Origin of the sequence: Paraburkholderia phytofirmans (genome assembly GCF_046028095.1) — a bacterium.
GTDB classification, from domain to species: Bacteria; Pseudomonadota; Gammaproteobacteria; order Burkholderiales; family Burkholderiaceae; genus Paraburkholderia; species Paraburkholderia phytofirmans_A.
The window spans coordinates 226365-250126 of record NZ_JAQQDJ010000001.1 but is presented as its reverse complement, the minus strand read 5'-3'; the positions used below and the strand labels follow the sequence as shown (position 1 = coordinate 250126).

Annotated in this window: 20 protein-coding genes; 17 read left to right on the top strand and 3 right to left on the bottom strand. The window is 61.6% G+C overall.

Going from position 1 to position 23762, the window contains the following annotated elements; all coding sequences use genetic code 11:
- Positions 1–65: 65 nt before the first annotated feature.
- Positions 66–956 (bottom strand): phenylalanine 4-monooxygenase, encoded by an 891-nt coding sequence (phhA, locus tag PQR54_RS01135; RefSeq protein ID WP_408243720.1) that lies wholly within the window; start codon positions 954–956, stop codon positions 66–68.
- 147 nt (positions 957–1103) lie between these two features.
- Here phhA and PQR54_RS01130 point away from each other — a divergent pair, with 147 nt between their 5' ends.
- A complete protein-coding gene (locus PQR54_RS01130; protein ID WP_408243719.1) occupies positions 1104–1595 on the top strand; it encodes an Lrp/AsnC family transcriptional regulator in 492 nt (163 codons plus the stop codon).
- Positions 1596–1644: 49 nt separating this feature from the next.
- On the opposite strand, the gene PQR54_RS01125 is transcribed toward PQR54_RS01130, so the two are convergent.
- Together PQR54_RS01125 and PQR54_RS01120 are read right to left on the bottom strand one after the other, a co-directional pair.
- Entirely contained in the window at positions 1645–2181 is a 537-nt protein-coding gene (locus PQR54_RS01125; RefSeq protein ID WP_095417868.1) for a class IV adenylate cyclase, read from the bottom strand.
- Positions 2182–2530: 349 nt separating this feature from the next.
- Positions 2531–3430 (bottom strand): LysR family transcriptional regulator, encoded by a 900-nt coding sequence (locus PQR54_RS01120; protein ID WP_408243718.1) that lies wholly within the window; start codon positions 3428–3430, stop codon positions 2531–2533.
- Positions 3431–3575: 145 nt separating this feature from the next.
- Between PQR54_RS01120 and PQR54_RS01115 the strand changes: the two genes are divergently transcribed.
- From PQR54_RS01115 to PQR54_RS01040, 16 genes are all read left to right on the top strand, one after another.
- The gene (locus tag PQR54_RS01115; protein WP_012434821.1) at positions 3576–5114 is read left to right on the top strand and encodes a CoA-acylating methylmalonate-semialdehyde dehydrogenase; all 1539 of its coding nucleotides are present in this window, start codon (positions 3576–3578) and stop codon (positions 5112–5114) included.
- A gap of 134 nt (positions 5115–5248) precedes the next feature.
- A complete protein-coding gene (locus tag PQR54_RS01110) occupies positions 5249–6961 on the top strand; it encodes a GMC family oxidoreductase (protein ID WP_408243717.1) in 1713 nt (570 codons plus the stop codon).
- A gap of 295 nt (positions 6962–7256) precedes the next feature.
- Positions 7257–8036 (top strand): ABC transporter ATP-binding protein, encoded by a 780-nt coding sequence (locus PQR54_RS01105; RefSeq protein ID WP_007180049.1) that lies wholly within the window; start codon positions 7257–7259, stop codon positions 8034–8036.
- A complete protein-coding gene (locus PQR54_RS01100) occupies positions 8033–8791 on the top strand; it encodes an ABC transporter ATP-binding protein (protein WP_012434819.1) in 759 nt (252 codons plus the stop codon). The genes PQR54_RS01105 and PQR54_RS01100 overlap by 4 nt, the downstream gene beginning before the upstream one ends.
- Positions 8792–8842: 51 nt before the next feature.
- Positions 8843–10057 (top strand): ABC transporter substrate-binding protein, encoded by a 1215-nt coding sequence (locus PQR54_RS01095; RefSeq protein ID WP_408243716.1) that lies wholly within the window; start codon positions 8843–8845, stop codon positions 10055–10057.
- A 186-nt stretch (positions 10058–10243) separates the two neighbouring features.
- Complete coding sequence (locus PQR54_RS01090) at positions 10244–11128, top strand: branched-chain amino acid ABC transporter permease (protein ID WP_408243715.1); 885 nt, start codon at positions 10244–10246, stop codon at positions 11126–11128.
- The gene (locus PQR54_RS01085) at positions 11128–12099 is read left to right on the top strand and encodes a branched-chain amino acid ABC transporter permease (RefSeq protein WP_408244234.1); all 972 of its coding nucleotides are present in this window, start codon (positions 11128–11130) and stop codon (positions 12097–12099) included. The genes PQR54_RS01090 and PQR54_RS01085 overlap by 1 nt, the downstream gene beginning before the upstream one ends.
- A 518-nt stretch (positions 12100–12617) precedes the next feature.
- Positions 12618–13784: an ABC transporter substrate-binding protein gene (locus PQR54_RS01080; protein WP_408243714.1), complete on the top strand. Its 1167-nt coding sequence runs from the start codon at positions 12618–12620 to the stop codon at positions 13782–13784.
- A gap of 370 nt (positions 13785–14154) precedes the next feature.
- Positions 14155–15315, top strand: a complete 1161-nt coding sequence (locus PQR54_RS01075) for an ABC transporter substrate-binding protein (RefSeq protein ID WP_408243713.1) — start codon at positions 14155–14157, stop codon at positions 15313–15315.
- Between the two features lie 212 nt (positions 15316–15527).
- Entirely contained in the window at positions 15528–16583 is a 1056-nt protein-coding gene (locus PQR54_RS01070) for a branched-chain amino acid ABC transporter permease (RefSeq protein WP_012434813.1), read from the top strand.
- A 4-nt stretch (positions 16584–16587) separates the two neighbouring features.
- A complete protein-coding gene (locus PQR54_RS01065) occupies positions 16588–18372 on the top strand; it encodes a branched-chain amino acid ABC transporter ATP-binding protein/permease (RefSeq protein ID WP_408243712.1) in 1785 nt (594 codons plus the stop codon).
- 11 nt (positions 18373–18383) lie between these two features.
- Positions 18384–19136 carry an ABC transporter ATP-binding protein gene (locus PQR54_RS01060; protein ID WP_408243711.1) on the top strand — a complete coding sequence of 251 codons (753 nt, stop codon included), beginning with the start codon at positions 18384–18386 and terminating at the stop codon, positions 19134–19136.
- Between the two features lie 173 nt (positions 19137–19309).
- Entirely contained in the window at positions 19310–21268 is a 1959-nt protein-coding gene (gene mnmG / locus PQR54_RS01055) for a tRNA uridine-5-carboxymethylaminomethyl(34) synthesis enzyme MnmG (RefSeq protein WP_408243710.1), read from the top strand.
- Positions 21265–21948, top strand: a complete 684-nt coding sequence (gene rsmG, locus PQR54_RS01050) for a 16S rRNA (guanine(527)-N(7))-methyltransferase RsmG (protein ID WP_408243709.1) — start codon at positions 21265–21267, stop codon at positions 21946–21948. Before mnmG ends, rsmG begins: the two co-directional genes overlap by 4 nt.
- Positions 21949–22050: 102 nt before the next feature.
- Positions 22051–22842 carry a ParA family protein gene (locus tag PQR54_RS01045; protein WP_012434808.1) on the top strand — a complete coding sequence of 264 codons (792 nt, stop codon included), beginning with the start codon at positions 22051–22053 and terminating at the stop codon, positions 22840–22842.
- Positions 22843–22860: 18 nt separating this feature from the next.
- Positions 22861–23748 carry a ParB/RepB/Spo0J family partition protein gene (locus PQR54_RS01040; protein ID WP_408243708.1) on the top strand — a complete coding sequence of 296 codons (888 nt, stop codon included), beginning with the start codon at positions 22861–22863 and terminating at the stop codon, positions 23746–23748.
- Positions 23749–23762 lie beyond the last annotated feature (14 nt).

Genomic DNA, 23762 nt, shown 5'->3' with positions numbered 1-23762 from the left:
CGCCGGTGGGCGTGCGCATCCCTATTTTTTCACGGATGACGTCTGCCCGCAGTCGGCCTGGCTTTTCAGATATCGCCGTCGGCCAGCCAGCCCTCCTGCGAGCCGCGCGTGACGACGCGATCGTGCTCGAGCACGTCGCCCGCCGCAAACGCCGGTTCGGCGGCGAGCGTTGCCAGCAGCGGCGCGAAATCGGTTTGCGCCACCTTGAACAACTGCGCGAAGTCGTCGATCACGAAGTAGGTTTTCTGGAACGTGTCGATGCGGTAGCGCGTGCGCATCACGCGTTCGAGATCGAAGCCGAGACGGTTCGGCGCGGGGCTTTGCTGGCTGTAGAGCGTTTCGCCCTTGCTCGACACGATGCCCGCGCCGTAGATCTTCACGCCGTTCGGACTCGCCGCGTCGCGGATCAGCCCGAACTCCACTGTGTACCAATAGAGACGCGCGAGCAGCGGCAGCGCACCGGCGTCATGGGCGGCGAGTGCGGCGCGGCCGTATGCGTGCATGTAGTCCGCGAAGACGGGGTTGATTAGCAGCGGCACGTGGCCGAACAGATCGTGAAAACAGTCTGGTTCCTGCAGATAGTCGAGCTGATCCGGACGGCGCATCCACCACGTCACGGGAAAGCGGCGATTCGCCAGATGCTCGAAGAACACCTGGTCCGGTACGAGGCCTGGCACGGCGACGATCTGCCAGCCCGTGGCGGGCGTGAGCTTCGCGTTGATGTCGTCGAATGAGGGCACACGGTCGGCCGGCATGCCGATGGTGTCGACGCCCGCCAGAAACTCGTCGCAGACGCGCCCTTTGAGCAGCGACGTCTGGCGCGCGTAAAGCTGTTGCCATACCGCGTGATCGACCGCGCCGTAGCGCTCGGTCGGTTGATCGATGGTGAAATCGGCGCGGGTTTCGAGGCCGGCGTCGAATTGCTCTTTCAGTTTGGCGGTATTGGCGGTGGACATGATGCTGCGCTCTGCGGTGACGGCTGACGTATATCGGTGATGCAAGTGTAGAGCGGCAGAAGTGCGGAATGGGCGCAATGATGACGAATTTCAGGTGTTATATGCAATAATCATGCATCAATAGGCCATTCAATGCGGATATTCGACATGTTAGAACTGGATCACTTCGATCTCGCGCTGCTGGACGTGCTTCAACGCTTCGGCCGTGCAACGCATCAGCAATTAGCCGAACAGGTCCCGCTGTCACCGTCGCAGATTGGACGGCGTTTGCAGCGGCTGGAACAGGTGGGCGTGGTGGACGGCTATCGCGTTGTTCTGCGCCCGGAAAAACTCGGACTCGGCGTCACCGCGTTTACCAGTCTGAAGTTGAAGCACCACGGCGATTCGATCATCGAGCAATTCCAGCAGCAAATCGACGTGCTGCCTGAAGTGCTGGAATGTCATGCCGTGGTGGGCGACGCCGACTATCTGTTGCGGATCGTCGCGCCCGATCTGAATTATCTGTCGACGTTCGTGATGAAGAAGCTGATGCGTGTGCCAGGCGTCGACAGCGTGCGCTCGAATATCGTGCTCACCACTTTCAAGCGCAACGGCCCGTTGCCGCTGGGCCATCTGGCGCCGGGGACAGCCGCACCTTGATGCGGCACCGGTCGCGCTGAGGCCGCCCGCGGCCCGTATTGCGTCAGGCTTATGCCGCTTGCTTCGGCTCGCTGTCCGGGCTCAGCAAATCGACGTAGGCCACGGCCACCAGATCTGATTCCGGTACGCCGAGTGTGGCGAACATCGCATGCGCTTCGGCGTGGCCGCCTTCTTCGTCATCGTCCTGGGCGAGCAGCACTTCGAGTTCCACGAAGTCGCCCAGACCGTCGACCCGATCCAGATGAATCCGCGTGCGTCCGGTCAGATACACATGCCGTTCCTTGGTGACGATGCCGCGCGTGGTCAGCGCGGTGGCGAGCAGCGCGTGCATGGCCTCAGGATTGGTCACCGGGCTGCGCGTGTAATACGACGCCTTCGGACCGTCGCGGTCGTCGCGCTGATAGAAGATCAGCTCGGCCGGCGTGCCGTCGTCGAACTGGCGCAGCTTAAGGCGGCCGCGCGGCACGTCGTAGAAAAAGTCCTGCTGGCGGAAGATCAGCGGTGCGTCCGGCGCGAGCTGCGCCGCGCGTTCGCGGAGTTGCTCGAAATGCTGGGCGCGGGCTTTGATTTCAATGTTGCGTGCCATGTCAGGTTCCTGTTGAAGGATGGATGGGTCGGCGGCTTCCGGTGTTGCCGGGCGAAGCTGCCGGGAAGGACAAATCAGGCGGAACGGAAACGGATGCAGGGCCGGCGCGTAAGCGCGAACCCTCAATCTAACAAAAACTGCGTGACGGTGTGGTTTCAGCCGCGGGGCAAGTGGTCGCGGCGGGCGAGCGGGTTGCCGAACCCGCGCGGACGCGGTTGCTGTGTAAGCAGATCGTGCCCGTTATTTATTGCGATAGGGCCACACGGCCTGCGGCTGTCATGAGAGCGGCTCATATCGCGCACTCGCCTACGCTGTCGTACTTACCACGCAAGCAGCATTCGCGCGATCCTCAAGTCGCCCATTGCTGCTCGATCAGCTTCAACGCCGCGGCAATCGCCGGTTCCTCCTTGCGCTGCGCGAGCGTGATAAAGCTGAGCTGAGTCGGCACGGTAACACCTTCGACGATGGTCAACGCATGTGCGTGCGCTTCGGCGATCGCGGTGGCGTCGCGTGCAAGCGTGAGACCGACGCCCGATTTGACCAGATCGAGCATCGACGGCTCCTGGTCCACTTCCGCCACCTTGACCGGCCTCACACCGGCTTCGTCGAAGCAGCGCGTCAACAGCCGGTTATGCGCCGACGCGGGCGGCGTCCAGATCCACGGCAGCGCCGCGAGCGAACGCCAGTCGCGCGCGCCCTTGACGCGGTCTTTCCAGCCGGCCGGCGCAAGCACGCGGTACTGGAAGTGAGTCAGCGTGAGCGCGTAAAAAGCGGGGCCGTCGCGCGGTTCGTCTTCGGACGGCAAGCCGATGTAGTAGCCGACATCCAGCTCGCCCGCGCGAACCTGGTCCAGCACCCAGCCCGACATGCCGTGGCGCAAGGCCGTCTCGATGTGCGGCCAGCTCTCCACGAGCTGTTTGAGAAAGCCGCCCAGGCGCAGAAACGCCGGGTCGAGGATCGTGCCGATCCGCAGTCGTCCGCGTACTTCGTGACGCAGCGATTGCGCCGCCCGCTGCACGTCGTTGGCCGCGCCGAGCGCGCGTTCGGCGTGAGGCAGCAGCGCTTGGCCGTCGCGCGTGAGCGAGAGCCCGTGCGAGGTCCGCGTGAACAGCGTCACGCCGAGCGTCTCCTGTAAATGTTTGATTTGCAGGCTGACGGCAGGTTGGGTCAGATGCAGTTGCACGGCGGCACGCGTGAGGTTGCCCTCGCGTGCCACGGTGACGAACGCCCGGAGCAGAGTCAGATCCATATCCTGATATTAGCGCGCCTTATAGCGCAGTTGAGCATTACTCATTGGATTTCCCGGCCCGAAGCGCCGTACGCTTCATCTTCAGCACGGCTTTATCACGCCCGGGGCACGCCGGGGCGGAAGACTTCACAGGAAAGAGGACACCATGAGCGAGACATATCAGGACGAAACCCAGCGCAGCGCGACCAGCGCCCGCGCGCTGACCCATTTCATCAACGGCAAGACGTTCGAGGGCACGAGCGGCCGTTTCGGCGACGTCTTCAATCCCGCGCAAGGCAGCGTGAGCGCGCGTGTGCCGTTGGCGAGCGTCGCCGAGGTGGATGCGGCCGTCGCCGCCGCCAAGGCCGCGTTTCCCGCGTGGAGCGAAACCGCGCCGATCAAACGAGCGCGCGTCCTGTTCAAGTTCAAGGAACTGCTCGACCGCCACCACGACGAACTCGCGGAACTGATCACGCGCGAGCACGGCAAGGTGTTTTCGGATGCGAAGGGCGAGGTAATGCGCGGCATCGAGATCGTCGAGTTCGCGTGCGGCATTCCGAACCTGTTGAAGACCGACTTCACCGATCAGATCGGCGGCGGCATCGACAACTGGAATCTGCGTCAGCCGCTCGGCGTGGTCGCCGGCATTACGCCGTTCAACTTCCCGATGATGGTGCCGTGCTGGATGTTCCCCGTCGCGATTGCATGCGGCAACACGTTCGTGTTGAAGCCGTCGGAGCGCGATCCGTCCTGTTCGAATCGTCTCGCGGAATTGCTGAAGGAAGCCGGCTTGCCTGACGGCGTGTTCAACGTCGTGCACGGTGACAAGGTCGCTGTCGATGCATTGCTCGTGCATCCGGAAGTCAGCGCATTGTCTTTTGTCGGTTCGACGCCGATTGCCGAATACATCTATACGGAAGGCACGAAACACGGCAAGCGCGTGCAGGCATTGGGCGGAGCGAAGAATCATCTGGTGGTGATGCCCGATGCGGATCTCGACCAGGCTGTGGATGCCTTGATCGGCGCGGCGTACGGTTCGGCGGGCGAGCGTTGCATGGCGATTTCGGTCGCGGTGGCCGTGGGTCATATCGCCGACGAACTGATCGAGCGACTCACGCCGCGTGTGAAGAGTTTGAAGATTCTCAACGGCATGGAATCGGATGCCGAGATGGGACCGCTGGTGACCGCGGTGCATCGCGAGAAAGTGGTCGGCTATATCGACTCTGGCGTCGAAGCCGGCGCGAAACTGGTGGTCGATGGGCGCGGCCATCAGGTCAGTGGTCATGAGAAGGGTTTCTTTCTCGGCGGCACGTTGTTCGACAATGTCTCGACCGACATGAAGATTTATCGCGAAGAGATTTTCGGACCCGTGCTCTGCGTGGTGCGCGTGCCGGATTTTGCGTCGGCGGTGGAACTGATCAACGCCAACGAGTTCGCTAACGGGGTGTCGTTGTTTACTTCGGATGGCGGCGTCGCTCGCGCTTTCTCGCGGCAGATCCAGATCGGCATGGTGGGTATCAATGTGCCGATTCCGGTGCCGATGGCGTGGCATTCGTTTGGTGGCTGGAAGAAGTCGCTGTTCGGCGATCATCACGCGTATGGTGAAGAAGGCGTACGGTTCTACACGCGCTACAAGAGCATCATGCAGCGCTGGCCCGACAGTATCGCCAAAGGTGCTGAATTCACGATGCCGGTGGCGAAGTAATGTGAGGTGATGGCCTTCGGCACGCAGCGCTTCTGGTGGCATGTCGAAGGCAGAAAAACACAAATAGAGCCCGACGCCGCAGTCGCATGACAAGCATGCAATTAGTCGGCAAAAAAAGCTTAGGAGACTGAATAATGAGCAATACCGACACGACGTCCATGGCCCGGCGTCTCGAAGGCGAATTCGACTACATCATCGTGGGCGCGGGGACAGCGGGTTGTGTGCTGGCCAATCGCCTGACCCAGGATCCCGACGTCCAGGTATTGCTGCTCGAAGCCGGCGGCAAAGACGATTATCACTGGATTCACGTGCCGGTTGGCTACCTCTATTGCATCGGCAATCCGCGCACGGACTGGCTTTATAAAACCCAGGCGGAAGCGGGCCTCAATGGCCGCTCGCTGTCGTATCCGCGCGGACGCGTTTTGGGCGGCAGTTCTTCCATCAACGGCATGATCTACATGCGCGGTCAGCGCGAAGATTACGACGAATGGGCGCGCGTCACGAACGACGCATCCTGGTCATGGAACTCGGTGTTGCCGGTCTTCAAACGCAGCGAAGATCACCATGCCGGCGCCAGCGAATCGCACGGCGCGGGCGGACCGTGGCGGGTCGAAAAACAGCGGTTGAAATGGAAAATTCTCGAAGAGTTTTCCCGCGCCGCGCAAGAGACCGGCATTCCCGCCACCGATGATTTCAACCGCGGCGACAACACCGGTGTCGGCTATTTCGACGTGAATCAAAAACGCGGCATTCGCTGGAACGCATCGAAGGCGTTTTTGCGTCCCGCACTCAAGCGGCCGAATCTTACCGTGATCACCGGCGCGCAGACACAACGCGTCGTATTCGAAGGACGCCGTTGCACGGGAGTCGAATATCGCGGCGACAACACGGACTATCTGGCCAAGGCTCGTTGCGAGGTGATCCTCAGCTCAGGCGCGGTGAATTCGCCGCAATTGCTTGAGCTGTCCGGTGTCGGCATTGGCGCGCGTCTGCAGAATCTCGGTATCGAGGTCGTCAACGATCTGCGTGGCGTCGGCGAAAATCTGCAGGATCATTTGCAATTGCGCATGGCCTATAAAGTCGACGGCGTGCGTACGCTCAACACGGCATCCGCGCACTGGTGGGGCAAGTTGCTGATCGGCATGCAGTACGCGTTTTTTCAAAGCGGCCCGATGTCGATGTCGCCGTCGCAACTCGGCGCGTTCGCCAGATCCGATCCGGGCGATCGCTCGCTCACGCGGCCCGACCTCGAATATCACGTCCAGCCGCTTTCGCTCGATCGCTTCGGCGAACCGCTGCATCGGTTCAATGCATTCACGGCGTCGGTGTGCCAGTTGCGGCCCACTTCGCGCGGCAGCATTCACATCGAATCCGCCGACGCTTCGGCGCCGCCCCTGATCGCACCGAACTATCTCTCCACCGACTACGACCGGCACGTTGCCACCAACGCGCTGCGTCTCACCCGCCGCATTGCTGGCGCGCCCGCGCTGGCTCGCTATCGACCGCAGGAGATTTTGCCAGGCATTCAGTACCAGACCGAAGAGGAACTGCAGCAGGCTGCCGGCGCGGTCGGCACGACCATCTTCCATCCAGTCGGCACCTGCCGCATGGGCACGACCGACGACCCCGGCGCCGTCGTCGACAACCGTCTACGGGTTATCGGTGTTGACGGACTGCGCGTGGTCGATGCATCTGTCATGCCGACCATCACCTCGGGCAACACCAATTCGCCCACGCTGATGATCGCCGAGCGCGCGAGCGACATGATCCGCGAGGATCGCCGTGCGCGTGTGGGCGGCAGTTTCGCGGCACAAGCTAGCTCGACGCGGTCTATGTCCGCGGTGTGACAGACTGGCGCACGAGCCGCATGCGATGCCCGTCCGACCTGCGCGGCGGGCATCTCGCACGTATGCGCCCCGTTCGGACGCGGGTGTCATCTATTTCCACTAAGTGCAAATCCCAATGAATGCGCTGCATCATTGGCGCGACAATGGCAGCCATGCTGCGTGCGGCCCCATGGATTACCGTCCGGATTGGTGCAGCACGCCAACGAGCGGCACGGGGTGCCGCCGTCATAAAAAGTCGCGCAGCGGTTCGCGCGGAAGATCGTAGTGCTTCGCCTTACTCCGTATGGAAGGGAACATGATTCTCGGCGATACGATTCTCGAAACGCGCGGCCTCACTCGTGAGTTCAAAGGCTTCATCGCCGTGAACGGCGTGAACCTGCGCGTGCGCCGTGGCTCGATCCATGCGCTGATCGGCCCGAATGGGGCAGGCAAGACCACCTGCTTCAATCTGCTCACCAAATTTCTGGAACCCACTGCGGGCCAGATCGTTTTCAACGGCATCGACATCACGGGCGAACGCCCGGCGCAAATCGCGCGGCGCGGCATCATCCGCTCATTCCAGATTTCCGCGGTATTTCCGCATCTGACAGCATTGCAGAATGTGCGCATCGGTTTGCAGCGCCAGCTCGGCACGGCATTTCATTTCTGGAAGAGCGAGCGCACGCTGCGCCAACTCGATGACCGCGCAATGGATCTGCTCACCCAGGTCGGACTGACCGATTTCGCCGATGTGTTGACGGTCGAACTTTCCTATGGCCGCAAGCGCGCGTTGGAGATTGCCACCACGCTCGCCATGGAACCCGAGCTCATGTTGCTCGACGAGCCGACGCAAGGCATGGGCCATGAAGACGTCGATCGCGTGACGGCGTTGATCAAAAAAGTATCGAGCGGCCGCACCATTCTGATGGTCGAGCACAACATGAATGTGATCGCCGGCATCTCCGACACGATTACGGTGCTGCAACGAGGCGAAGTGCTCGCCGAAGGCAGCTACGCCGAAGTGTCGAAGAATCCGCTCGTGATGCAAGCCTATATGGGCAGCGCCGACGCGGCGCTCGCCGGAGCCCACGCATGAATACGATTGCCGAGCGTGAAAGCCTCGACGTAAGCGGGACGGAGAACGCCGTTCCCGCGCTGGACATCAAGGGTTTGCAGGCGTGGTACGGGGAGTCGCATATTCTCCATGGGTTCGATCTGACGGTGAACCGCGGCGAAGTCGTCACGCTGCTGGGCCGCAACGGCGCGGGCCGGACCACTACGCTGCGCGCCATCATGGGCCTGACCGGACGGCGCACCGGTTCGATCCGCATTGGCGGACGCGAAACCATCAATCTGCCCACGCATCGCATCGCGCATTGCGGCGTGGGTTACTGCCCGGAAGAACGGGGTATCTTTTCGAGTCTCTCGTGCGAGGAAAACCTGCTGTTGCCGCCGCCCATCGGCGACAAGGCGCACATGATGTCGCTCGAAGAAATCTATTCGATGTTCCCGAATCTGCAGGAACGCCGCGCGAGCCAGGGCACGCGGCTGTCCGGCGGCGAACAGCAGATGCTGGCGGTGGCGCGCATTCTGCGTACCGGCGCGAGCCTGCTGCTGCTCGACGAAATCTCGGAAGGGCTCGCGCCTGTCATCGTGCAGGCGCTGGCGCGCATGATCATGACGCTCAAGGCGCGGGGCTACACCGTCGTGATGGTCGAACAGAACTTTCGTTTTGCCGCGCCGTTGGCGGACCGCTTCTATGTGATGGAGCACGGCGCGATTGTCGAGCACTTCGGGGCAAGTGAGCTCGAAAGCAAGATGCCGGTCCTGCACGATCTACTGGGCGTATAAAAGCGCCCGATTGCCTCTGATAACCACAAGCGAAGAAACCAGGAGACAGGAATGAAAAAGAACCCACTCGCGCGGCTTGCCACACTTTGTTTCGCGGTCGCCGCCGGCGCCGCATTGACGATGGGCAGCGCGCAAGCGGCTGACGACGCGGTGAAGATCGGTTTCATCACCGACATGTCCGGTTTGTATGCGGACATCGACGGGCAGGGTGGACTCGAAGCGATCCGCATGGCGGTGGCGGATTTCGGCGGCAAGGTCAACGGCAAGCCGATCACCGTGGTGTATGCGGACCACCAGAACAAGGCCGACATCGCGGCGTCGCGCGCGCGTGAATGGTTCGACCGCGACGGCGTCGATCTGCTGATCGGCGGCACGAATTCGGCAACCGGTCTGTCGATGAACACCGTGGCCGGCGAAAAGAAGAAGGTGTACATCAGCATCGGCGCGGGCGCGGACACGCTGACCAATGAGCAATGCACGCCGTACACGATCCACTATGCGTACGACACCACGGCGCTCGCCAAGGGCACGGGCTCGGCGGTGACGAAGCAGGGCGGCAAGACTTGGTACTTCCTGACCGCCGACTATGCCTTCGGCAAGGCGCTCGAGAAGAACACGTCGGACGTGGTGAAAGCGAACGGCGGCCAGGTGCTGGGCGCGGTGCGCCATCCGCTGTCGGCGTCGGACTTCTCGTCGTTCCTGTTGCAGGCGCAAGCATCGAAGGCGCAGATCCTCGGCCTCGCCAACGCGGGCGGCGACACGATCAACTCGATCAAGGCGGCCAAGGAGTTCGGCATTACCAAGACGATGAAACTCGCCGCGCTGCTGATGTTCATCGACGACGTGCACAGCCTGGGTCTGGAAACCACGCAAGGCCTCGTACTGACGGACAGCTGGTACTGGAACAAGGACGCCACCACGCGCAAGTGGGCGCAGCGCTATTTCGACAAGATGAGGAAGATGCCGTCGAGCCTGCAGGCCGCCGACTACTCGGCGACCATGACCTATCTGAACGCGGTGAAGGCGGTGGGGTCGACCGACTCCGACAAGGTGATGGCGCAGCTGAAAAAGACCAAGATCGACGACTTCTATGCGAAGGGCTACATCCGTCAGGACGGCAGCATGATTCACGACATGTACCTGATGCAGGTCAAAACGCCGTCTGAGTCCAAAGAGCCGTGGGACTACTACAAGATTACGGCGACGATCCCCGGCGAGCAGGCGTTCACGACCAAGGCCGAAACGCGCTGCGCGTTGTGGAAATAAACGCTGGTTCATAACCAGATGGCCGTCTGCCTGCTTGTCCTGACGGGTAATGCATGGTGCCGTGATGGTACACAGGCTGACAGCGAAGCGTTTCACATGCCGCGCGCGATCGGCGCTTTGTCGCTTATCGCGCGCCGGCCGGATCGTGCGTGACCGATCTCACCTTGGCGATGGGTTAAGGCTTCAATGGAAATCTTTGGCGTTCCGCTACCGGCGATGCTGAGCCAGCTGTTGCTGGGGCTCGTGAACGGCTCGTTCTACGCAATTCTGAGCCTCGGGCTGGCGGTGATCTTCGGCTTGCTCAACGTGATCAATTTCGCGCACGGCGCGTTGTTCATGCTGGGCGCCATGCTCGCGTGGATGGGCTTTTCGTATTTCGGCCTGCCGTACTGGGTGATGCTGGTGCTGGCACCGCTGGTCGTCGGGTTGTTCGGCATGGCGATCGAACGCTCGATGCTGCGCTGGCTCTACAAGCTGGATCATCTGTATGGGCTGTTGCTGACCTTTGGGCTCACGCTCGTGGTGGAGGGCGTGTTCCGCTCCATCTACGGTTCGTCCGGCCAGCCGTACGACGTGCCGTCGGCGCTTTCCGGCGCAACCAATCTCGGCTTCATGTTCCTGCCGAACTATCGCGCGTGGGTCGTGGTGGCCTCGCTGGCGGTGTGCTTCGCGACGTGGTTCGTGATCGAGAAGACGCGTCTCGGCGCCTATCTGCGCGCCGGTACGGAAAACCCCAAACTGGTCGAAGCGTTCGGCATCAACGTGCCGCTGATGATCACGCTGACCTACGGCTTCGGCGTCGCGCTGGCGGCGTTTGCAGGCGTGCTTGCCGCACCGGTGATTCAGGTGTCGCCGCTGATGGGCCAGCCGATGATCATCACCGTGTTCGCGGTGGTGGTGATCGGCGGCATGGGTTCGATCATGGGCTCGATTCTCACCGGTTTGCTGCTCGGCGTGATCGAAGGGCTGACGCGCGTGTTTTACCCGGAAGCGTCGGCGACCGTCGTCTTCGTGATCATGGCGCTGGTGTTGCTGGTGCGCCCGGCGGGTCTCTTCGGCAAGGAAAAATGATGCAGAGAAAAGTGCTCTACGGTCTGCTGCTGATCGTGCTTCTCGCGGTGCCCGTGCTCGGCATCTATCCGCTCTTCGTGATGAAGGTGCTGTGTTTCGCGCTGTTCGCTGCGGCGTTCAATCTGCTGATCGGCTACACCGGTTTGCTGTCGTTCGGCCACGCGATGTTTCTTGCTTCGGCTGGCTATGTGACGGGCTATGCGATCCAGTCGCTCGGCTTCTCGCCGGAGCTCGGTGTGCTCGCCGGCACCGCGGCGGCAACCTTGCTCGGCCTGATCGTAGGTCTCTTCGCGATTCGCCGCCAGGGCATCTACTTCGCGATGGTCACGCTGGCGCTCGCGCAGATGGTGTACTTCGTGTTCCTGCAGGCGCCGTTCACACATGGCGAGGACGGTCTGCAAGGGGTGCCGCGCGGCAAGCTGTTCGGCGTGCTGGATCTTTCGTCCGACGTCGCGCTGTATTTCGTCGTGCTCGCCGTGATGGTGCTGGCCTTCCTGCTGATCGTGCGGATCGTGCATTCGCCGTTCGGCCAGGTGCTGGTGGCCATCAAGGAGAACGAGCCGCGCGCGGTGTCGCTCGGCTACGATACGGATCGCTTCAAGCTGCTCGCGTTCATTCTGTCGGCGGGGATTGCGGGTCTGGCGGGTTCGCTCAAAGTGTTGGTGCAAGGCTTCGAGACGTTAAGCGACGCGTATTGGACCATGTCCGGCCTCGTGATCCTGATGACGCTCGTCGGCGGTATGGGTACGTTGTTTGGACCGCTGCTCGGCGCGGCGCTGATCGTCGCGCTCGAGGACCGGCTCGGTGATATCGGCGGGGCGTTGGCGGCGACCACGGGCGTCGAGTGGTTCCGCTCGCTGGGCGAATCGGTCACCATCGTCACCGGCGTGATTTTCATTGCCTGCGTGCTGGCGTTCCGGCGTGGCATTGTCGGCGAAATTATCGCGCGAGTGCGGCCGCTACGAGCCTGACGTTCAGTGAAATGGGTAATTGCTTCGGCATCCGATATAATCCGGCCGTCTCGATGCGGCAGCTTGAAGAGGGCGGTAATCGAGTCGAAGTGCATGCACGGTAAGGCTCGCACAACCGTGCCCCAATTCAGTGCCGCAGTGCACCACTAGGGTAATTGCTAGTTGTAGTACGCGGAGTGCTCGTTTAATCTTCATGCAGTTCTGATGCACCACGAATTTTGCAGGTGGAGAACGAGGAGACAATGAGGCACTCAGTGCCCAGACGAAAGCGCTGTTGGATTGATATCCAACAGCGCTTTTTATTTGTATTTCCGGTTATTCGCCATTCAAATTCCCCGCTAATTCGGTGACCCTTTTTCATTCACCGAACATGTCTCTATTTCACACGTCTGAACCCTGCAAAACGCTTGCCGCGCGTGGCTTTCGTCCGCTAAACTCGCTATTCACCGACCGCCTGGTCGGGATTTGAATCTACGGATTTAAATTCGAATGAATGACGGGGTTGATAGAGGAGCGGGATGAAGTCGGCATTGCGTTGGATCAGCGCGGCATTGGTCGCCACCGGAGTGAGCGCAGCATGGAGCGGCCATGCATTCGCGGACGTGAAAATCGGCGTGACCGTGTCGGCAACGGGCCCGGCCGCGTCGCTCGGCATTCCGGAAAAGAACACGATTGCGCTGCTGCCTAAAGAGGTGGCGGGCCAGAAGATCGAGTACATCGTGCTCGACGACGCCACGGATTCCACCCAGGCGGTCAAGAACACGCGCAAGCTCACGAGCGAAGATCACGTGGATGCGCTGATCGGCTCGACCGTCGTGCCGAATTCGCTGGCCATGATCGACGTCGCCGCTGAAACCACCACGCCCATGATCTCTATGGCAGCTGCTGCAAGCATCGTCGAACCGATGGATGCGAAGCGCGCGTGGGTCTTCAAGACGCCGCAGAACGACATTCTCATGGCCACCGCGATCGCGCAGCACATGTCGAATCATGGCGTGAAGACGGTCGCGTTCATTGGCTTCTCGGACGCTTACGGCGAGAGCTGGTTCAAGGAATTCGGCAAGGCTGCGGATCTCGCGAAGATCAAGATCGTTGCGAACGAACGCTTCGCGCGCAACGACGCATCGGTGACCGGCCAGGTGCTGAAGATCATGTCGCAGAATCCGGACGCGGTCCTGATCGCAGGCGCAGGCACACCGGCCGCGCTGCCGCAGAAAACGCTCAAGGAGCGCGGCTACAAGGGCAAGTACTATCAGACGCATGGCGTCGCCAACAACGACTTCCTGCGCGTGTGCGGCAAGGATTGCGAAGGCACCTATCTGCCGGCGGGTCCGTTGCTCGTCGCCGAACAACTGCCCGATTCGAATCCGGTGAAGAAGAGTGCGCTCGCCTATAAGCGCGCGTACGAAACCGCATACGGCGCCGGCTCGGTGTCCACGTTCGGCGGCCACGCATGGGACGCGGGCCTCCTGTTGCAACGCGCGATTCCGCAGGCGTTGAAGAAGGGTCAACCGGGCACGCCTGCCTTCCGCGAAGCATTGCGTGCCGCGCTGGAAAGCACCAAAGACATGCCCGCGTCGCACGGCATCTTCAACATGAGCGCGAACGACCATGCTGGTCTGGACCAGCGGGCGCGCGTGATGGTGGAGATTGTCGGCGGCAAGTGGAAGTTGTCCGGCGATTAAGCGAAGGCTGAACGATATGGACCTTCAATAAACAAAAGACGCGTGCAGTTGACGCGTCTTTTTTATTGTCCGCATCGCGTGAAAAAGTGTGGCTCCGCGGCTTCAGGACAAACCCGCATTTGGGTAGCGTTCTATTGACCGTCAATCATGCAGAACGCAATACTACTAACATGTTAGTGTTTTGCTCACAGGATATCGCAGCAGTTTGCAGTCGTGGTATGCAGCAGTGAAGTAGCACCAAAGCGGCGACGGTATTCGCGCCGAGCAGGGAAAACCATGCTTGGCACGCCAGAACCCTATAACTAGATTCAGACACCCGGCCCATGAGTCGGATTTCAGATACGCGCTTCAAAGCGTTTGGAGACTTGCAATGAAAAAGACAAAGCAATGGGTACGCACCGGCATTGCCATGGCGTTGATGTGCAGTGCGGGCGCGGCGTTCGCTCAGGTGAAGATCGGCGTGACGCTTTCTACCACGGGGCCGGCCGCATCGCTCGGGATTCCTGAAAAGAATACGATCGCGCTGCTGCCGAAAGAGATCGGCGGCAAGACCGTGCAATACATCATTCTCGACGACGGGTCCGATACCGGCAAAGCCGTGCAGAACACGCGCAAGCTGATCGACGAAGACCACGTCGACGCGATCATCGGTTCGACCGTCACGCCGAATTCGCTCGCCATGCTCGACGCCGCTGCCGAAGGCAAGACGCCGGTGATCTCGCTGGCGGCATCGGCGGCAATCATTTCGCCGATGGACGCGAAGCGCGCATGGGCCTTCAAACCGCCGCAAAACGACAGCCTGATGGCTGACGCCATCGCCGATTACATGGAGCATCACGGCGTAAAGACGGTGGGCTTCATCGGCTTCGCGGATGCCTACGGCGACGGCTGGAACAACGTCTTCACCGCGGCGGCCGCGGCACACAATCTGAAGATCGTCTCGAATGAGCGCTTCAACCGCACCGACGCATCGGTGACGGGCCAGGTGCTGAAGACGATGGGCGCGAACCCCGACGCGGTGCTGATCGCGGGCGCGGGCACGCCGTCGGCGCTGCCGGCCAAGACGCTGAAGGAGCGCGGCTACAAGGGCAAGGTCTATCAGACGCACGGCGTCGCCAACAACGACTTCCTGCGCGTGTGCGGCAAGGACTGCGAAGGCGAGTTCCTGCCGGCTGGCCCGATCCTCGTCGCGGATCAATTGCCTGACGCGAACCCGGTGAAGAAGTCGTCGCTGGCCTACAAGTCGGCGTATGAGAAGGCGTATGGCGCGGGCTCGGTCGCGACCTTCGGCGGTCACGCATGGGACGCCGGCCAGATGCTGCAAGCGGCGATTCCGGTCGCGCTGAAGACCGCTCAGCCGGGCACGGAACAGTTTCGCGTGGCACTGCGCGGCGCGCTTGAGAACATCAAGGAACTGCCGGTCTCGCACGGCATCATGAACACGACGACGACCGACCACAACGGCCTCGACAAGCGCGCACGCGTGATCGTGCAGATCGTCGACGGCAAGTGGAAGCTGCAGAACGACTAACAACAAAAAACAAAAGCGGTACGCGCCTCTCGCGCAACGTGCGGCATGTGACGCCGCATTGCCATTCTGTTCGATGACAATGGCATCGACCGCCGCGCCGTGTTTCGGCGCGGCGGTCGCCTTTTCAGGCATAGCCGGTCGGTGGACGGCCGCGAGTTCTGCCGCCACGACGGTTTCCCAGTTTCGATTTTGACGCTTCAGGACGAGGAAGTATGGATCTATCAATTGCGGCGATCCTCGCGCAGGACGGCATCACCACCGGCGCGATCTACGCGCTGCTCGCGCTCGCGCTGGTGCTGGTGTTCTCCGTGACGCGGGTGATCTTCATCCCGCAGGGGGAGTTTGTTTCGTACGGCGCGTTGACGCTCGCCGCACTGCAGACACAGAAATTTCCGGCCACCTGCTGGTTGCTGATGGCGATGGGCGCGGCCTGCTTCGTCGTCGAGATAGCGGGGCTGGTGCGGCATCCCGAACGGCGCCGGCATGCGGCGCGCACGCTGGTCATGCTGGTCGGCAAATATCTGCTGTTTCCGATCGCGGTCTACGCGCTCACGCAAGGCGTTTTCATGCATACGCTGCCGATGATCGCGCAGATCGCGTTGACGCTGCTGATCGTGATTCCGATGGGACCGTACGTGTACCGGCTCGCGTATGAGCCGATCGCGGAGGCGACCACGCTGCTGCTGTTGATCGTGGCGGTGGCAGTGCACTTCGCGATGGTCGGCCTCGGTCTCGTCATGTTCGGTGCGGAAGGTTCGCGCACCACCGCGTTTTCCGATGCGACCTTCAACATCGGCACGCTGACGATTTCCGGGCAAAGCCTGTGGGTGGTCGGCACGGCGGTGGTGTTGATCGGCGCGCTGTATCTTTACTTCGATCGCTCGATCTCGGGTAAGGCGTTGCGTGCGACGTCGGTGAACCGGCTCGGCGCGCGGCTCGTCGGCATCGGCACGACGCAAGCGGGGCGCCTCGCGTTCACGCTGGCGGCGGGCCTCGGCGCGCTGTGCGGCATCCTTGTCGCACCCTTGACCACCATCTACTACGACTCGGGCTTCCTGATCGGTTTGAAGGGCTTCGTGGGGGCGATTATCGGCGGACTCGTCAGCTATCCGCTGGCGGCCGCGGGCTCGATCCTGGTCGGCCTGCTGGAGTCGTATTCGTCGTTCTGGGCAAGCGCTTATAAGGAAGTGATCGTGTTCACGCTGATCATCCCCGTGTTGCTCTGGCGGAGTCTTGCCAGCCCGCACGCCGAAGAGGAAGAGGAGTGACGCGATGAAACGGATCATGCAAAACAAGTTCTTCTGGTTGTTCCTCGTGGTGCTGTTCGCGCTGCCCGTGTTGCCGCAACCGATTCACGTGCCTGAGTACTGGGTGACGCTGCTGAACTACATCGGTCTGTATTCGATCGTCGCGATCGGTCTTGTACTGTTGACCGGCATCGGCGGGATGACGAGCTTCGGCCAGGCCGCGCTCGTTGGTATCGGCGCCTATGCGACCGCGTATCTGACGACGCGCTACGGTGTTTCGCCGTGGCTCGCGCTGATCGCCGGCGTGGTGGTGACGGCGTTGATCGCGCTGATGCTCGGACTGGTGACAATGCGTCTGTCAGGACACTTTTTGCCGCTCGGCACGATCGCATGGGGACTCGCGCTGTTCTACCTGTTCGGCAATCTTGAAATGCTCGGCAAGTACGACGGCATCAACGGGATTCCGGTGCTGAACGTGTTCGGCATCAATCTCGAATCCGGCCGCCATATCTATTACCTGATCTGGATGGTCGTGCTCGGCGCGGTGATTTCAGTTCAGAACCTGCTTAATAGTCGTCCGGGGCGGGCGATCCGCGCGTTACGCGGCGGCGGCATGATGGCCGAGGCGATGGGCGTGAACACCGGGTGGATGCGCGTGGTGATCTTCGTGTACGCGGCGGTGCTGGCCTCGGTCTCGGGTTTCCTCTACGCCCACTTGCAGCGTGCGGTAAACCCGACGCCTTTTGGTCTGAATCACGGCATCGAGTTTTTATTCATGGCCGTCGTGGGCGGCGTTTCGCACGTCTGGGGCGCGGTGCTCGGCGCGGCGATCCTGACGGTGCTGCAGGACTATCTGCAAACCTTGCTGCCCAAGCTGCTCGGTGAGAATGGCAACTTCGAAGTGATCGTGTTCGGCATCTTGATGGTGCTGTTGCTGCAGTACGCGCGCCAAGGCGTCTGGCCGTTCGTCGCGCGTTTCTTCCCGAAAGGGCCGCGCGCACATCTGGCGGATCATGCCGAGCCGTTGCCGCAGCGCAGCAAGCCAGCGACCGGCGAAGACCTGTTGACGGTGAACAAGGCGCGCAAGCAGTTCGGCGGTCTGGTTGCGGTGAACGATGTCAGCTTCGAAGTGAAAGCAGGGCAGATCATCGGTCTGATCGGGCCGAATGGCGCCGGCAAGTCGACCACCTTCAATCTGGTGACCGGCGTGTTGCAGGCGACCAGCGGTGAGATCACGTTCCGCGGCGAGCGCATCGATTCGCTGAGTTCACGTGAAATCGTCAAACGCGGGATCGGCCGCACCTTCCAGCACGTCAAGCTGCTGCCGGGGATGACAGTGCTCGAGAACGTCGCGATCGGCGCGCATTTGCGTGGGCAGGCGGGCGTGTGGCGAAGCGTCGTGCGCCTGAACAGCGCGGAAGAAGCGCGCTTGATGGCCGAGGCTGCTCGCCAGATTCGCCGCGTCGGCCTCGAGCAACACATGTACGACGAAGCCGGCAGCCTGGCGTTGGGACAGCAGCGGATTCTCGAAATCGCTCGCGCGTTGTGCTGTGACCCGACGCTGCTGCTGCTGGATGAACCGGCTGCCGGTCTGCGCTACCAGGAAAAGCTGCAACTGGCCGACTTGCTGCGTCGCCTGAAGGCGGAAGGCATGAGCGTGCTGCTGGTCGAACACGATATGGATTTCGTGATGAATCTCACCGATCGGCTGGTGGTCATGGAATTCGGGACTCGTATCGCCGAGGGTTTGCCGCAAGAGGTGCAACAGGACCCGGCAGTTTTGGAAGCGTATCTCGGCGGGGTGGAGTGATGGAGAACACGATGAATGCTGCTAGCCCGATTCTCGACGTGGACGGTTTGTCGGTCCGCTATGGCAAGGTGGAGGCGCTGCACGGCGCGGCGATCAAGGTGCGGCCCGGCCAGATCGTCTCGGTAATCGGCCCGAACGGTGCGGGCAAGTCCACGCTGCTGAACGCGATCATGGGCGCGTTGCCGACCACGGGCCACGCGAAGGGCGCCGTCCTGTATCAAGGTGAAGACGTCAGCGCCGTGCCGGTCGAAAAGCGTGTCGCGCGCGGTATGTGTCTGGTGCCGGAGAAGCGCGAACTGTTCGCGTCGATGACGGTTGAAGATAACCTGGTTCTTGGTGCCTATCGGCGCAAGCGGGCAGGGGAGCGCAACTTCCTCGACCAGCTCGAACCGGTCTTTACGCTGTTTCCGCGGCTGAAAGAACGACGCAAGCAGGCTGCTGGAACCTTGTCCGGTGGCGAACGGCAGATGCTCGCAGTAGGCCGGGCGCTGATGGGCAAGCCGGATCTGCTGATGCTGGACGAGCCGAGTCTCGGTCTGGCGCCGTTGATCGTGAAAGAAATTTTCCACATCATTAGCGCTCTTCGGCAGACCGGGGTTGCCACGTTGCTGATCGAGCAGAATGCGCGCGCCGCACTGCAGATCTCAGACTACGGCTACGTGCTCGAAACAGGTGAACTTGCGCTGGAAGGGCCGGCGGCCGACCTGGCGCAAAATCCACGCGTGATCGAAACCTATCTAGGACTGGCGAAAAAGGTGGCCTAGCGCTTGGGTTTGTCGCTGGTTCCCGTTCTTCAAAGCGGTGTGTTTCACGTGAAACACACCGCTTTTTTATGGGTTGGCCAATCGGCCGAAATTCGGGCCTAAACCGAACCCGTTATAATTCGCCCATACTTTTCCTTTGAAGGCTCACGCGACGATCTGGCGTGAGATCCGCGATGCTCTTTCCCACAGAATTTGACGTAATCGTCGTCGGCGGCGGTCATGCCGGCACCGAAGCCGCTTTGGCTTCGGCGCGCATGGGTAACACGACGCTCCTGCTGACGCACAACATCGAAACCCTCGGCCAGATGAGCTGCAATCCGTCTATTGGCGGCATTGGCAAAGGCCATCTGGTGAAGGAAGTCGACGCGCTCGGCGGTGCAATGGCGGCCGCAACGGACGAGGGCGGCATCCAGTTCCGTATCCTGAATTCGTCGAAGGGGCCGGCCGTTCGCGCGACGCGTGCTCAGGCTGACCGGCTGCTGTATAAGCAGGCGATCCGGCATCGGCTGGAAAATCAGCCGAATCTGTGGCTGTTCCAGCAAGCGGTCGACGATCTGATGGTGGAAGGCGACCGCGTCGTCGGCGCTGTGACGCAGGTGGGAATCCGGTTTCGCGCGCGCGCGGTGGTTCTGACGGCCGGGACTTTCCTTGACGGCAAGATTCACGTGGGTTTGAACAACTACACCGGCGGCCGCGCGGGCGATCCAGCTGCAGTGTCGCTGTCCTCGCGGCTGAAGGAATTGAAACTGCCACAAGGTCGCCTCAAGACGGGGACGCCGCCGCGGATCGACGGTCGCACGATCGATTTTTCGCAACTCGAGGAGCAGCCGGGCGATCTGGATCCGGTGCCGGTCTTCTCGTTTCTTGGGCGCGTTGAGCAGCATCCGCGGCAAGTGCCGTGCTGGGTGACGCATACGAACGAGCGCACGCACGACATCATCCGCGGCGGTCTCGACCGTTCGCCGATGTACACAGGCGTGATCGAAGGGGTGGGGCCGCGTTATTGTCCGTCGATCGAGGACAAGATTCACCGATTCGCGTCGAAGGAATCGCATCAGATCTTCCTCGAACCTGAGGGGCTGACGACCAATGAGTTCTATCCCAACGGGATTTCCACCAGCTTGCCGTTCGATGTGCAGCTGGAACTGGTGCGTTCGATGCGCGGCTTGGAGCACGCCCACATCCTGCGGCCCGGCTATGCGATCGAGTATGACTACTTCGACCCGCGCGGGCTGAAGGCGTCGCTGGAAACCAAGGTGATCAACGGACTGTTCTTCGCCGGGCAAATCAACGGTACAACTGGCTATGAAGAGGCTGCGGCGCAGGGTCTGCTGGCGGGCATCAATGCGGGTCTGTTTGTGCAAGGCAAGGAAGCGTGGTGCCCGCGGCGCGATCAGGCTTATCTCGGTGTGCTCGTCGACGATTTGGTCACGCGCGGCGTGTCGGAGCCGTATCGCATGTTCACAAGCCGCGCGGAATATCGCTTGAGCTTGCGTGAAGACAACGCGGATATGCGCCTCACGGAGATTGGCCGTGAGTTGGGCGTCGTTGACGACATACGCTGGGACGCTTTCAGCCGCAAGCGCGACGCTGTTTCACGTGAAACAGAGCGTCTTCGCACGACTTGGGTCAATCCTAAGACGTTACCGGCTGACGAAGCGACGGCGTTGCTCGGCAAGCCGATCGACCACGAGTACAGCCTGGCGGACTTGCTGCGTCGCCCGGGTGTGTCCTACGACGGGGTTTGCGGATTGCGCGCCGGCGCCTGCGCCGCACCCGAGACCTTGGCCGAAGACGACGTGCTGCTGGCCCAGATCAAGGAACAGATCGAAATCGGCATCAAATATCAGGGCTATATCGATCGCCAGGCCGGGGAAATCGAGCGAAATGAGGCGCACGAAAGCACGCGTTTGCCTGAAGGGTTGGACTATGCAGAAGTGCGGGGGCTCTCATTCGAAGCCCGTCAGAAACTGACGCAATTCCGCCCAGAAACCATCGGCCAGGCGTCGCGGATCTCTGGCATTACGCCTGCGGCGATCTCGTTGCTGATGGTCCATCTGAAGCGCGGTTTGGGCCGTCGTCCGACGAAACCCGCCGAGCCCGGCACTGACAGCACACCGGTGACGCAATGACGGTGAGTCAGAAAGGAGGCGGCAGGGACGCATTGGCGCCGCTACTGGCCGATGGTGTACGCGAACTCGGCCTTGATTTGAGCAACGCGCAGCTGGACAAACTGCTCGACTATGTCGCGCTGCTGTCGAAGTGGAATGCCGTCTACAACCTCACGGCGATCCGCGACCCGCGCCAGATGCTGATTCAGCACATCCTGGATTCGCTTTCGATCGTGCCGCACCTCGCGCCGCTGGGCCCGTCTTCAGTGCTCGATGTTGGCTCGGGCGGCGGCCTGCCGGGCATCGTGCTGGCGATCGTTCTGCCGGAATGGATCGTCACCGTGAACGACATCGTTCATAAAAAGACGGCTTTTCAGGCGCAGGCCAAGGCCGAACTCGGCCTCGCGAATCTCTCCGTGGTAACCGGCCGGGTCGAGACTTTGCGGCCAGGCGCCGAAGTACCGGCAAAGTTCGACGTAATTGTCTCGCGCGCATTCGCAGAGCTCGCGGATTTCGTTACACTGGCCCGTCATCTGGTTGCGGAGCAGGGTGCGATCTGGGCCATGAAGGGCGTGCGCCCGGACGGCGAGATCGAGCGCTTGCCGGTGGGCGCCCACGTGGAACAGATTATTCGGCTGAACGTGCCGTCGCTCGATGCCGAGCGACATCTGATCAAAGTTTTGGTCGATGCCGGCAGCTAGCGGCCTAGGGGCTGACACGTGCTAGCCCCATAGCCCCACAGCCGCATCCGGCATCACCCGCGATTTTTACTTCATCCAAGCTGCAAAAGGGACACACCAACGATGGCAAAAATCTTCTGCGTTGCGAACCAGAAGGGCGGCGTCGGCAAAACGACGACCACAGTCAATCTGGCCGCGAGCTTGGCAGCGCAGGGACAGCGAGTCCTTCTCATCGATCTGGACCCGCAGGGCAACGCCACGATGGGCAGCGGCATCGATAAGGCTGCATGCGCGAACACCGTCTACGAAGTGCTGGTAGACGGCGTCGCGGTGGCCGATGCGCGGGTGCGGCCGGAGGCTGTCGATTACGACGTGCTGCCCGCGAACCGCGAACTCGCCGGCGCCGAGGTCGAATTAGTCAGCGTGCAGAACCGTGAGCGTCAATTGAAGATTGCGCTCGCGGCAGTCGAAAACGAATACGAATTCGTGCTGATCGACTGCCCGCCGGCTTTGTCGCTGCTGACGCTCAATGGTCTGTGCGCAGCGCACGGCGTCGTGATCCCGATGCAGTGCGAGTACTTCGCACTTGAAGGCTTGTCCGATCTGGTCAACACCATCAAACAGGTGCACGCGAACCTTAACCGCGACCTGAAGGTGATCGGTCTGTTGCGCGTGATGTTCGATCCGCGCATCACGTTGCAACAGCAAGTCTCGGATCAGCTGAAAGAACATTTCGGCGACAAGGTGTTCGACGTGGTGATCCCGCGTAACGTGCGTCTCGCCGAAGCGCCCAGCTATGGTTTGCCGGGCGTGGTGTTCGACAGGGCATCGCGCGGTGCGCAGGCGTATGTGCAGTTCGGCGCGGAAATGATTGAGCGGGTGCGCGCATTGAATGACGCGCCCCAGGCATCCTAAGCGGATCGAGGAAGCACGATGAACGCAGTAGCGAGAAAGAAAGGGTTGGGCCGCGGCCTGGAAGCATTGCTGGGCGGTACAGCAGACATTACCGAGGCAGTAACGATCGAAGGTGCGCCGAACGTGCTGCCGCTTAGCAAGATGCAAGCGGGCAAATATCAGCCACGTACGCGCATGGACGAGGGCGCATTGCAAGAACTGGCGGCCAGCATCCGCGCGCAAGGCGTGATGCAGCCGATTCTCGTGCGTCCCATCGCGGCGGACAGGTACGAAATCATCGCCGGCGAGCGGCGGTTTCGCGCGGCGCGTCTCGCGGGCCTCGACGAAGTGCCGGTGCTGGTAAAAAACGTGCCGGACCAGGCTGCTGCCGCGATGGCGCTGATCGAGAACATTCAGCGTGAGGATTTGAATCCGCTGGAAGAAGCGCAGGGCATCCAGCGCTTGCTCGACGAGTTCAATTTCACCCATGAGCAGGCGGCGGAGTCGGTCGGCCGCTCGCGTAGCGCGGTATCGAATCTGTTGCGTCTGCTCAACCTGGCGTCGCCCGTACAGACAATGTTGCTGGCCGGCGATCTCGACATGGGGCACGCTCGCGCACTGCTGGCCGTCGATGCCGCGACGCAAATCACGTTGGCCAATCAGGTGGTCAACAAGCGCATGTCGGTGCGCGAAACCGAAAAGCTCGTGACGGCGACTACAAAAGCCGCGCCGGCGGTGAAGGCGCGTGCGAATGGCGACGGTGGCCGCGATACTCGGCGGCTCGAAGAAGAGCTGTCGGACTTGCTGGCGGCGACGGTCAAGATCAAGCTCGGCCGACGCGGCCGCGGCCAGGTGCTGGTGGACTTCGGTGATCTGGATGCGTTGGAAGGCATTCTGGTCCGGTTGCGTGGTAACGCCACCGCCTGATTGACGAGCTGACT

Coding starts and splice junctions, on each gene's coding strand:
- phhA (WP_408243720.1), bottom strand. CDS start 956: ATGTCCACCGCCAATACCGCCAAACTGAAAGAGCAATTCGACGCCGGC.
- PQR54_RS01130 (WP_408243719.1), top strand. CDS start 1,104: ATGTTAGAACTGGATCACTTCGATCTCGCGCTGCTGGACGTGCTTCAA.
- PQR54_RS01125 (WP_095417868.1), bottom strand. CDS start 2,181: ATGGCACGCAACATTGAAATCAAAGCCCGCGCCCAGCATTTCGAGCAA.
- PQR54_RS01120 (WP_408243718.1), bottom strand. CDS start 3,430: ATGGATCTGACTCTGCTCCGGGCGTTCGTCACCGTGGCACGCGAGGGC.
- PQR54_RS01115 (WP_012434821.1), top strand. CDS start 3,576: ATGAGCGAGACATATCAGGACGAAACCCAGCGCAGCGCGACCAGCGCC.
- PQR54_RS01110 (WP_408243717.1), top strand. CDS start 5,249: ATGAGCAATACCGACACGACGTCCATGGCCCGGCGTCTCGAAGGCGAA.
- PQR54_RS01105 (WP_007180049.1), top strand. CDS start 7,257: ATGATTCTCGGCGATACGATTCTCGAAACGCGCGGCCTCACTCGTGAG.
- PQR54_RS01100 (WP_012434819.1), top strand. CDS start 8,033: ATGAATACGATTGCCGAGCGTGAAAGCCTCGACGTAAGCGGGACGGAG.
- PQR54_RS01095 (WP_408243716.1), top strand. CDS start 8,843: ATGAAAAAGAACCCACTCGCGCGGCTTGCCACACTTTGTTTCGCGGTC.
- PQR54_RS01090 (WP_408243715.1), top strand. CDS start 10,244: ATGGAAATCTTTGGCGTTCCGCTACCGGCGATGCTGAGCCAGCTGTTG.
- PQR54_RS01085 (WP_408244234.1), top strand. CDS start 11,128: ATGCAGAGAAAAGTGCTCTACGGTCTGCTGCTGATCGTGCTTCTCGCG.
- PQR54_RS01080 (WP_408243714.1), top strand. CDS start 12,618: ATGAAGTCGGCATTGCGTTGGATCAGCGCGGCATTGGTCGCCACCGGA.
- PQR54_RS01075 (WP_408243713.1), top strand. CDS start 14,155: ATGAAAAAGACAAAGCAATGGGTACGCACCGGCATTGCCATGGCGTTG.
- PQR54_RS01070 (WP_012434813.1), top strand. CDS start 15,528: ATGGATCTATCAATTGCGGCGATCCTCGCGCAGGACGGCATCACCACC.
- PQR54_RS01065 (WP_408243712.1), top strand. CDS start 16,588: ATGAAACGGATCATGCAAAACAAGTTCTTCTGGTTGTTCCTCGTGGTG.
- PQR54_RS01060 (WP_408243711.1), top strand. CDS start 18,384: ATGAATGCTGCTAGCCCGATTCTCGACGTGGACGGTTTGTCGGTCCGC.
- mnmG (WP_408243710.1), top strand. CDS start 19,310: ATGCTCTTTCCCACAGAATTTGACGTAATCGTCGTCGGCGGCGGTCAT.
- rsmG (WP_408243709.1), top strand. CDS start 21,265: ATGACGGTGAGTCAGAAAGGAGGCGGCAGGGACGCATTGGCGCCGCTA.
- PQR54_RS01045 (WP_012434808.1), top strand. CDS start 22,051: ATGGCAAAAATCTTCTGCGTTGCGAACCAGAAGGGCGGCGTCGGCAAA.
- PQR54_RS01040 (WP_408243708.1), top strand. CDS start 22,861: ATGAACGCAGTAGCGAGAAAGAAAGGGTTGGGCCGCGGCCTGGAAGCA.